The sequence below is a fragment of the Rhizobacter sp. P2_H2 genome (assembly GCF_056403375.1).
Genome location: NZ_JBFUFP010000580.1, coordinates 1 through 3,421, shown reverse-complemented (window position 1 = coordinate 3,421; position 3,421 = coordinate 1). Strand labels below are relative to the sequence as shown.

Sequence of the window (3,421 nt, the reverse complement as noted above, 5' to 3'; positions counted from 1 at the left end):
CTACAATTTCAGGCAACCGGACTATCCCTGCACACCCCATGGCCCAGATCCCCGACCACAGCAACACCAAGCTGCGCCCCTTGCCCAACCTCATCTTCATGAGCCGTTGGCTGCAGCTGCCGCTGTACCTCGGGCTGATCGTCGCGCAGGCGGTCTACGTGTTCCACTTCTGGGTCGAGCTGGTGCACCTGGTCGAAGCGGCCTTCGGCAGCCAGACGGCGCTGCAGGCGGTGTTCACGGCGGTCGGCGTCAGCGGCGATGCCGCCAAGGGCACCAAGCTGACCGAGACGACCATCATGCTGGTGGTGCTCGGGCTGATCGACGTGGTGATGATCTCCAACCTGCTGATCATGGTGATCGTCGGCGGCTACGAGACCTTCGTGTCGCGCATGAACCTCGAAGGCCACCCCGACCAGCCGGAGTGGCTGAGCCACGTCAACGCCTCGGTGCTGAAGGTGAAGCTTGCGACCGCCATCATCGGCATCTCGTCGATCCACCTGCTGAAGACCTTCATCAACGCCGATGCGCTGAGCGACCGGGTGCTGATCGCGCAGACGGTGATCCACTGCGCGTTCCTGCTGTCGGCAATGGCGATCGCGATCACCGACCGGCTGCTGCCCCAGACCTCCTCGAATCACTGAGGCCGGCGCGCACTGCCCAGCAGCAGCAAGGTGCCGGCGATGCCGGCAATCAGCGAACCGCACAGCACGCCGAGCTTGACCTGCGTCTCGTAGTCGCCGCCGCGGCCCTCGAAGGCCAGCGCGCCGATGAACAGGCTCATCGTGAAGCCGACGCCGCACAGCACGCAGACGCCGAAGAACTGCCGCGTGCTCGCACCGGCCGGCAGCTCGGCCCCGGCCAGCCGGATCAGCAGCCACGACGCGCCGAACACGCCGATCGCCTTGCCCAGCACCAGCCCGGCGGCGATGCCCAGCGGCACCGTCTGCGCGAGCGTGCCGAGCGTGACGCCCTGCAGCGACACGCCGGCATTCGCGAACGCGAACATCGGCAGCACCGCGAACGCGACCCACGGGTGCAGCGCGTGCTCGGTGGTCTCGAGCGGCGAATGGCCTTCTTCCCCGCCCCGCAGCGGGATCGCCAGCGCCGTCGCCACGCCGGCCAGCGTCGCATGCACGCCCGACTTCAGCACGCACACCCAGATCACCAGCCCGACGACGACGTACGGCCCGACGCTCATCACCCGGGCTCGGTTCAGCAGGAACAGCACGACGCCGCCGGCCAGCGCCGCACCCAGCATCGCGAGCGACACGTCGGCGGTGTAGAAGAACGCGATCACGACGATCGCGCCCAGGTCGTCGATGATGGCCACCGCCGTCAGGAATACCTTCAGCGAGGCCGGCACGCGCGAGCCGAGCAGCATCAGGATGCCGAGCGCGAACGCGATGTCGGTCGCCGCGGGGATCGCCCAGCCGTGCAGCGCGACCGGATCGCCCAGGTTGATCCCCGCGTAGATCAGCGCCGGCACCGCCATGCCGCCGATCGCCGCGCCGGCCGGCAGCAGCGCCTGCCGGGCCGATGCCAGCTCGCCGGCCAGCATCTCGCGCTTGATCTCGAGGCCGACGAGGAAGAAGAACACCGCCATCCACAGGTCGTTGACCCACAGCAGCAGCGGCTTGGCCAGCACCAGCAGGTCGCCGCCGATGCGCAACTCGCCCGGCAGCTCGACGAAACGCTGGTAGGCCCCATGCCACGGCGAGTTGCTGACCACCAGCGCGATCACGGCGGCCAGCGCCAGCACGACGCCGCCCGCCGATTCGGACGCGATGAAGCGCCGGATGCCATTCAGCATGAGTTCTCCCCTGTCAGTAAAATTCGGGGCTTCAAGCCAAGCCCACTCGCCGGGGATTGTTCCGCAGTTCAGCAGTTCCGCCCACTTTCCGGGATAGCCACATGACCTCGATCCGCTACACCGACCTGGTTGACAGCGTCGCCGCCGCCCTCCAATACATCAGCTACTACCACCCGGCCGACTACGTCGCGCACCTGGCGCGGGCGTACGAATCCGAGCAGGGCCCGGCCGCCAAGGATGCCATCGCGCAGATCCTGACCAACTCGAAGATGTGCGCCGAAGGGCGCCGCCCGATCTGCCAGGACACCGGCATCGTCAACGTCTTCATGAAGATCGGCATGGACGTGCGCTTCGAGGGCTTCCCGGCCGGCGTGGAAGACGCCGTCAACGAAGGTGTGCGCCGCGGCTACCTCGACCCCGAGAACAAGCTGCGCGCGAGCATCGTGGCCGACCCGCACTTCGAGCGCAAGAACACCAAGGACAACACGCCGGCGGTGATCCACATGAGCCTGGTGCCGGGCAACACGGTCGACATCCAGATCGCGGCCAAGGGCGGCGGCAGCGAGAACAAGAGCAAGTTCGTGATGATGAACCCGAGCGACAGCCTGGTCGACTGGGTGCTGAAGACGGTGCCGACGATGGGCGCCGGCTGGTGCCCGCCSGGCATGCTGGGCATCGGCATYGGCGGCACSGCCGAGAAGGCGATGCTGCTCGCGAAAGAGTCGCTGATGCAGGACATCGACATGTACGAGCTGAAGGCGCGCGGCCCGCAGAACAAGCTCGAGGAACTTCGCATCGAGCTGTGCGACAAGATCAATGCGCTGGGCATCGGCGCGCAGGGCCTGGGCGGGCTGACCACGGTGCTCGACGTGAAGATCGCCACCTACCCGACGCACGCGGCCAGCAAGCCGGTCGCGATGATCCCGAACTGCGCCGCCACGCGCCATGCGCACTTCGTGCTGGACGGCTCCGGCCCGGCCTTCCTCGAGGCGCCCAGCCTCGACCTGTGGCCCGACGTGAAGTGGGCGCCCGACTACAACAAGAGCCGCCGCGTCAACCTCGACACGCTGACGCGCGAGGAAGTGGCGAGCTGGAAGCCGGGCGAGACGCTGCTGCTGAACGGCAAGATGCTGACCGGCCGCGATGCCGCGCACAAGCGCATTCAAGACATGCTGGCGAAGGGCGAGAAGCTGCCGGTCGACTTCACGAACCGCGTCATCTACTACGTCGGCCCGGTCGATCCGGTGCGCGACGAGGTGATGGGCCCGGCCGGCCCGACCACCGCGACCCGCATGGACAAGTTCACCGAGATGATGCTCGCGCAGACCGGCCTGATCGGCATGATCGGCAAGGCCGAGCGCGGCCCGACCGGCATCGAGGCGATCAAGAAGCACAAATCGGCCTACCTGATGGCGGTGGGCGGCGCGGCCTACCTGGTCTCGAAGGCGATCCGCAAGGCCGAGGTGGTGGGTTTTGCCGATCTCGGCATGGAAGCCATCTACGAGTTCGAGATCAACGACATGCCGGTGACGGTGGCGGTCGATTCCGAAGGCACCTCGGTGCACACGACCGGCCCGAAGGAGTGGCAGGCGAAGATCGGCAAGATCCCCG

The 3,421-nt window shown here is 67.3% G+C and carries 3 protein-coding genes; 2 read left to right on the top strand and 1 reads right to left on the bottom strand.

Annotated elements, in window-relative coordinates; all coding sequences use genetic code 11:
• Positions 1–38: 38 nt before the first annotated feature.
• Positions 39–641: a YqhA family protein gene (locus AC1D15_RS22835; protein WP_047504352.1), complete on the top strand. Its 603-nt coding sequence runs from the start codon at positions 39–41 to the stop codon at positions 639–641.
• Here AC1D15_RS22835 and nhaA read toward each other — a convergent pair.
• Complete coding sequence (nhaA, locus tag AC1D15_RS22830; protein WP_477827768.1) at positions 635–1,810, bottom strand: Na+/H+ antiporter NhaA; 1,176 nt, start codon at positions 1,808–1,810, stop codon at positions 635–637. The two genes, AC1D15_RS22835 and nhaA, sit on opposite strands and share 7 nt — an antisense overlap.
• 101 nt (positions 1,811–1,911) lie before the next feature.
• Here nhaA and AC1D15_RS22825 point away from each other — a divergent pair.
• On the top strand, positions 1,912–3,421 hold a 1,510-nt coding region (locus AC1D15_RS22825; RefSeq protein ID WP_477827767.1), incomplete at its 3' end, for a fumarate hydratase.

Excerpts from the sequence above, each read along its gene's own strand:
- nhaA (WP_477827768.1), bottom strand. The coding sequence starts at position 1,810 with ATGCTGAATGGCATCCGGCGCTTCATCGCGTCCGAATCGGCGGGCGGC.
- AC1D15_RS22835 (WP_047504352.1), top strand. The coding sequence starts at position 39 with ATGGCCCAGATCCCCGACCACAGCAACACCAAGCTGCGCCCCTTGCCC.